Source organism: Domibacillus sp. 8LH, from assembly GCF_038806185.1.
GTDB lineage: Bacteria > Bacillota > Bacilli > Bacillales > Domibacillaceae > Domibacillus > Domibacillus indicus_A.
The window spans coordinates 41,776-48,387 of sequence record NZ_JAVJNG010000027.1 but is presented as its reverse complement, the minus strand read 5'-3'; the positions used below and the strand labels follow the sequence as shown (position 1 = coordinate 48,387).

The 6,612-nt window shown below is 36.6% G+C and carries 7 protein-coding genes; 5 read left to right on the top strand and 2 right to left on the bottom strand.

All coding sequences use genetic code 11. The annotated features are described in order from the left end of the window. The first annotated feature begins 487 nt into the window (after positions 1-487). From RG959_RS20490 to RG959_RS20475, 4 genes are all read left to right on the top strand, one after another. Positions 488-703 carry a hypothetical protein gene (locus RG959_RS20490; RefSeq protein ID WP_342798702.1) on the top strand — a complete coding sequence of 72 codons (216 nt, stop codon included), beginning with the start codon at positions 488-490 and terminating at the stop codon, positions 701-703. A gap of 449 nt (positions 704-1,152) precedes the next feature. Continuing rightward, positions 1,153-2,292 (top strand): YibE/F family protein, encoded by a 1,140-nt coding sequence (locus RG959_RS20485; protein WP_342798701.1) that lies wholly within the window; start codon positions 1,153-1,155, stop codon positions 2,290-2,292. Next, positions 2,289-3,065: a YibE/F family protein gene (locus RG959_RS20480; RefSeq protein WP_342798700.1), complete on the top strand. Its 777-nt coding sequence runs from the start codon at positions 2,289-2,291 to the stop codon at positions 3,063-3,065. Before RG959_RS20485 ends, RG959_RS20480 begins: the two co-directional genes overlap by 4 nt. A gap of 205 nt (positions 3,066-3,270) precedes the next feature. Continuing rightward, a complete protein-coding gene (locus RG959_RS20475; protein ID WP_342798699.1) occupies positions 3,271-3,483 on the top strand; it encodes a hypothetical protein in 213 nt (70 codons plus the stop codon). Between the two features lie 350 nt (positions 3,484-3,833). On the opposite strand, the gene RG959_RS20470 is transcribed toward RG959_RS20475, so the two are convergent. Further along, positions 3,834-4,841, bottom strand: coding sequence for a rod shape-determining protein (locus RG959_RS20470; RefSeq protein ID WP_342798698.1), 1,008 nt, complete (start codon positions 4,839-4,841; stop codon positions 3,834-3,836). 481 nt (positions 4,842-5,322) lie between these two features. Here RG959_RS20470 and RG959_RS20465 point away from each other — a divergent pair, with 481 nt between their 5' ends. Then, on the top strand, positions 5,323-5,853 hold the full coding sequence (locus RG959_RS20465) for a hypothetical protein (RefSeq protein ID WP_342798697.1): 531 nt from the start codon (positions 5,323-5,325) through the stop codon (positions 5,851-5,853). Here the strand turns inward: RG959_RS20465 and RG959_RS20460 are convergent. Then, the gene (locus tag RG959_RS20460; protein ID WP_342798696.1) at positions 5,835-6,503 is read right to left on the bottom strand and encodes a YjbE family putative metal transport protein; all 669 of its coding nucleotides are present in this window, start codon (positions 6,501-6,503) and stop codon (positions 5,835-5,837) included. The two genes, RG959_RS20465 and RG959_RS20460, sit on opposite strands and share 19 nt — an antisense overlap. Positions 6,504-6,612: the final 109 nt, after the last annotated feature.

Genomic DNA, 6,612 nt, shown 5'->3' with positions numbered 1-6,612 from the left:
GTTGTGGTGATTCAATTCTACAAGAAAAGGTCTTCCTTTTTCTATTTACTCATTTACACAAAATATTTTACGCTCTCATCAATTTCTAATCAATTATTTAAAAAAACTGAAAAGGATATTATCTGACATTTTAACATTCATAAGTATTTTTTAATTTATTAAAGAAGGCCAGGTAAAAGGGAAACTTATTCCCGTTATTAATGAAGGTGATCTGGAATAGTTCAATGAGCTGCATGAAAAGAGGATTTAGGAAGACCGGCTCTTCCAGCGGCAATACAGCCTGGGAATGCACTGAATAACAATAAGCAAAGGCTCTGTTAAAGTCCGTTGTTGGTAAAAGTCCTGATTGCTCTGTTATATGCTGTATGGACGAACTCTTGATTAACTATTTAGGTAATGCATCTTTTCTTTAAAAGGAGATGCAGTTAAACTTTGAAAAGGTAACTATATGATTTATCGTAATATAAAATGAAATGCAGTGATAAATATGATTGATAGTATGGATCTGACAATAATTGCTGTCTGTATTTATGGTATTTTTTATTTTCTTTGGACTTCTCGAAACAAAGAAACGGCTAGAAAAAGAAATCAAGAGATACAACAAGAATTTAAAGGTGAAGGAAAATACGGCATACTATTTGTCTTTCTTTTATTTGTGCCTGTCCTTCTTTTTATAGGCATTTTTTGGTTGATAATAGCATGAATCACGTTAAACTTAATCAACAGTATCGGCAAACTGTTGATTAAGTTTTTACTTTTATGATGATACATTAGATAAGCAAATATTTTTTCCATAAGGATACGCTACCTCAGAAGGAGCAAAATAAAATAAAGGAGCAATTACTGCCTGCTATATTTATCATGCTTTTTTGTTGTTTAGTCTTTACTTTTCTTTTTTTGGTTCACAAAACACCATGTTTTACATACAGAAAAATTTCACGTTTTTAAAGATTTAACACCATTGCCTTCTATCGTGAATTACTGGTTAGTGAAGATTTTTCTTATCGTTTGTTCTTGTGTTTGTTATTTCAGGACTTTAGTTTAAAGAATCTGTTACCGAGTAAGAAGCGTATAGAGTTCTTTGTGCTTAAGATATAGCCGGATCATTCAAATTTTTAAACTGAATTCCATGCCGGTAATGGAGGAGTTTTTTTGAATCTTATAGTAAATAAATTACAAAATATGAATTACAAACAAATTCTTTTGTACATTGTGATAGCAATTTGTTTTGCCGCCTCTCTTTTTTTTGTGCATCATAATTATTCTTTCTATGAACAGCCAATAGCGAAAGTCATTAAAACCAATCTGGAAGATACAGCTGAAATGATCGATATAAATGACAATGAAGATCGTTCATTCACTCAGCGGATAGTAGCAGAATTAAAAAATGGAGAGGAGAAAGGGCGGCTTATTTATTTAACCAATAAGTATTCATTATCTAAAGCGTATGATCAAGAATACCATGTTGGAAATGAACTGTTTGTTGCGATTGACACGCACACAAAAGAAAATGTGAATTTAACAGGAACTATACAAGACGTAAAGCGTGATAAATATGTTTTAATGATAGCCTGGGTCTTTATCTTTGCCCTGCTTATCGTGGGAAAAAAACAAGGGTTATTTTCAATTATCAGTTTGGGAGTTAATGCGGCTTTATTATCCTACGCATTGGATGTTTATGTAAAAAACTCGAATGTAGGTTTGATATTTATATCTTGTGTCAGTATTGTTTTATTTACTGTTATTTCCCTATTACTTGTTAACGGATTTAATGAAAAAACCTACGCAGCTGTTATTGCGACTCTGCTGGGAACTTTTATTTCACTGCTGATTACCTACCTTGTTATGTGGGTAACTTCTGGCAATGGTCTTCGATACGAAGAAATGCAATTTTTAACTCGTACTTATCAAGTGGTATTTATGGCAGGATTATTCATTGGATCTTTAGGAGCCGTAATGGATGTAGCCATTACCATGTCCTCTTCTATCTTTGGATTATATGAAAAGGATATGAATATATCATTAAAAGCACTTAAAACGTCAGGAATGGAAATTGGTAAAGATATTATGGGAACCATGACAAATATTTTGTTTTTTGCCTATATCAGTGGTTCTATTCCCATGCTTATTTTGTATCTGAAAAATGCTTCTCCCTTAGCCTTTACGCTTTCCATTAATCTTTCATTAGAATTAGCGCGAGCCCTGGCTGGTGGTATTGGAATCGTCTTAACGATCCCGATAGGCCTATACACTTCTATTTATTTTATTAAGCGGAAGAGGGCGAAATTATGAATGTGCTGGCATGGCTGGCAGCCATTTTATGTATACTGATGGTCCTTATTGGCGGAAAAAAAGGCGCAAGATCATTTGTTTCTTTATTTTTAAACTTCATTGTTCTGCTTTTCACCATACTTTTTATGCTGGATCCAAATGCTGATCCAATGATCGTAACATTGATCGCATGTGCAGTAATCAGTTGTATTAATTTATTTTATATAAATGAAGTGAACAGTAAAACAATAACAGCGTTTATCTCCACTGTTATCACCATTGTGATTTTACTTTTATTTATTGACATTGTGGCAGAAAAAGCAATGATTCAGGGGTTCGGTGAAGAAGAAATAGAGGAGCTTAGCATATTTTCTCTTTATATTGGAGTAGATTTTGTTAAGATCGGTGCTTCTGTGATTATTATGAGTACCATAGGCGCGATTACTGATGTTGCGATTTCAATTACATCTCCCATGCGTGAAATATATAATCACAATCCCTTAATTAGCAGAAAAGACTTATTTATATCTGGCTTAAGTATTGGAAGGGATATCCTTGGGACAAATACAAATACGTTATTTTTCGCTTTCTTTGGAGGCTATATAGGGTTGCTGATATGGTTTAAGGATTTATCTTATTCTTTTGGAGAAATCATAAATTCAAAAGTATTTAGTGCTGAAATCATATCTATATTTTGTGCTGGAATTGGCATCGCTCTCATCATTCCAATTGCTTCCTGGATTAATTCCTATTTTTTAGTCACACAAAGAGACAAGAAAGAGGCATCCAAATAATTTATCCCGAGAGGCAAATAAAAGAAATTAACTTGGATGAATGGCCTGAAATTACTGAATCAAAGAAATAACCCCGGCCGCGCTGGGGCTTTTTGTTATGCATTATAAGATTTGATTCTTGAATTGTATCCGTGTTCAGCACTAATCAGCGCCCTTGCTTCCTCTGTAGATTCAAGCGATGAATCCGCAGAGGAAGCAGGTTCCAGTGGCCAATATGTATATGAAACGGTTAAAGGACCGGTGGATCATTTACATGAAAGACGCCCGGTTAAACGGCGTTTCGGTTGAATTAGCTGACTTCATTAAACACTCTATTAAACAAGGGCGTGTGCGGTATGTTCCAGAATATGAGGCACTCAGTGTTGAATCGGAAGAAGAACTGCTTTCAGTTTCGCTTTCGGTAGATATTAAAGATTAGTTACGCAAAAAAGGCAAATAGACAGGCAAGAGTATGCAGAACATTGCGGCGGAGATACTTGAAGAAATACATCAATGGGAACAAAACTGCATTCCCTTAATCAAAGGATAAAGAGAGCACAGTGCTCTCTTTTTTGTTACTTATTTTAGAGCCTTAATAAAAAGTGTTATTATATTATGGGTTGCAGACAATTTCTTCACACAAAAATCCTCTCCACGAGAGAACGCTGATAGTATCTCTCTTATCATTTTTATGAAGAGGATTTTTTATTTTTGTACCGGTATAAGCATAATATAATTTTTTAGGACCTATTACTTTTTGTCAGTATATATGTGACCTGGGATTAGTTATTAACCTTTGGATTTAAACAGCTGAATTTGATCTAAAGCTTTTCCTATTCCCAACGCCGCACAATCAAGCGGATCCTGAGCAATAAAAACCGGAATACCTGTTTTTTTATTCAATTTATTATCTAAATTATTTAACAAGGCCCCCCCTCCCGTTAACGTTATACCTCTGTCCATAATGTCAGCTGCTAGTTCCGGCGGCGTTTCTTCTAATGTCAGCCTAACTGTATCCACTATGGCATTCACAGAGTCACTTAATGTATTAGAGATTTCAGAACCCGAGATTTCAATCGTCTTCGGGAGCCCCGTGACCATGTCTCGTCCCCGCACGGCTTTCCTTATTTCATCCTTTAAATCTCCAGCAGAACCAATTTCAATCTTTATACTTTCCGCGGTGCGCTCCCCTATCATCAAATTGTACCGCTTCCGGGCATAGTTAATAATTGCTTTGTCCATCTCATCCCCGGCTACTCGTATTGTGTTGCTGGTCACAATTCCACCTAAAGAAATAACTGCCGCCTCCGTTGTACCACCGCCAATATCCACCACCATGCTTCCAATTGGTTCCCAGACTGGTAAACCTGCGCCGATGGCTGCTGCCAATGCCTCTTCTATTACATAAGCATCTCTCGCTCCCGCTTCTCTAGCTGCATCAGTAACAGCGCGCTGTTCAACCGCCGTAATGCTAGAAGGCACACAAATCATCACAAAAGGCTTGCCGCCCATCAGGCTTTTTTTGTTAGATTCCGTTAGAAAATGTTTTATCATAGCTGTCGTAGAGGTATAATCGGCAATAACCCCATCCTTTAGAGGATGAACAACCGCCACACTTTTAGGAGCACGTCCGAGCACCTCTTTGGCGGCATGTCCGATGCTAAGAATTTTATTAGATTCTGTTTGAATCGCTACAACAGAGGGCTCTCGAAGCATAATACCTTTTCCCTTTACATAAACAAGTGTGTTTGCTGTTCCTAAGTCAATTCCAAGATCCTTCGATCTAATTTTAAACATATTCCCTTCTCCCTCTAAACTGAGTTCTTCTTACTAACCGTTAACTGCTGCTTTAAGGATAACCATTGGGTAACAATAATAGTAATCTACAATAACATTATCAATCATTTATCATACTCATTTTTCATGATAAATATCGAATAGTGTCTGTAACCAAATTGTAAGGGATTTGAAACAACTTTGTATAGGATTCTGTTTCCTTTCTTGTAATCGAAATCCAGCATCCATCATCAACTTCGCTCCAAGCGTGCCTTATAGCTAAAGTTTGATCAAGGATAATTTGGCTGTTCTTAATTCCGAGTCCCTATAGGCTGTTGAAAAAATTTAGCGAGCTGCACGAAAAGAAGATCTGGGAAGACCGGCTTTAACAGTGCCAATACTATACCAAAAAAGCCAAAGAATCCGTGTACCAGCGCTTTTCTTCCCCTTTCATCCGGAAGCAAAACTTATGCGCAAAGGTTGAGGAGACTGGTACTTTATTGTGCCGAGAACAGACGATACGTTCAGCTACATGGAAGGGATGTATACACATAGGTTAACACCTAATTATTCCATTAAAATAGGCAAGCGCAGTACGAAGCCTGGATATGCGGTACTCAATCTGCCGGCAGTTTATTCCCTTACTTATCAAGTGATGGATCTGCTTTACCGTCAGGTTCCTGTGGTCAATCTATATACGGAACGGCTAAAGGACCGGTGGGTCATTCATGTGAAAGATGCCTGGTTAAATGGTGTTTTAGTTGAGTTAGCTGACTTCATTAAACACTCTATTAAACAAAGGCGTGTGCGGTATGTTCAAGAATATGACACACTCAGTATAGAATCTGCGGAAGAACTGCTTTCAGTTTCGCTGTCTCTTGATATTATGGGTTGGCTGTGTAAAAAAGGTGAACAGACAGGCAAAAGTATGCAGGATGTTGCTACGGAGATACTACCATTAGATTTTGTTAAAACTACATTAAAAACCCAAAATTTCTTTCGTCTTAATGATGTTCAGTGCTTTTTTATTTGAGCTGCAAACTCTATTTTCCAAATCATCCCCAGCATGACTACGATTAAAGTTAAGATCAAACACAAAAAGGGATCTTGTAGTTCATAAAATTTTAGAAGAGGATCTTCGAATATCGTGGTGAAGGCCGAAAAAACCAAAACTGCTGAACCAACGATATTAAGAATAGGCCTTTCGCTCACCAGTTTAGCGACGAAAGAGCTGCCAAACACCAGAAGAATAATGCTAATAAGTACTCCAAAAAAAATTAAAGAAGAATTCCCTTTTGCAATGGCACTAATAGCCAGAACATTATCAAAGCTGATGATTAAGTCAGCTATCACAATAATTTTCACAGCTTCCCACATGCTTTTTGCCGATCTTACTGAGGGAGAACCACCGCTGTTATTTTCAATCAAAAGCTTAAGGGATACCCAAATTAATAATATCCCTCCTATAGCTTTAATATAAGGGATGTCCATTATCAAAGCTGCTAAACTGGAAAAAAGCACATAAAACATGATAATTCCTGCAGTCGTCCAGACTAATACTTTTTTTCGTTGTGAAAATGGCAGTTCCCTTATAGCCATTCCAATAATTAAAGCATTATCTGCACTAAGAAGCAGATTAACAAAGATAATATTTAACAGATCAATAAAGAATGGAATATTCATTCAAACCACTCTCTCCCTTCTTCTTGATATGTATTCACTTGTCCGTTCGTTATTCGCCCATCAAGAAGAAGACAGCCATACACAGATATAAATGCAAAAAAACTCTCCA

Bases quoted from the DNA above. Each gene is read 5' to 3' on its own strand.
- RG959_RS20490 (WP_342798702.1), top strand. From the start codon at position 488: ATGATTGATAGTATGGATCTGACAATAATTGCTGTCTGTATTTATGGT.
- RG959_RS20480 (WP_342798700.1), top strand. From the start codon at position 2,289: ATGAATGTGCTGGCATGGCTGGCAGCCATTTTATGTATACTGATGGTC.
- RG959_RS20470 (WP_342798698.1), bottom strand. From the start codon at position 4,841: ATGTTTAAAATTAGATCGAAGGATCTTGGAATTGACTTAGGAACAGCA.
- RG959_RS20460 (WP_342798696.1), bottom strand. From the start codon at position 6,503: ATGAATATTCCATTCTTTATTGATCTGTTAAATATTATCTTTGTTAAT.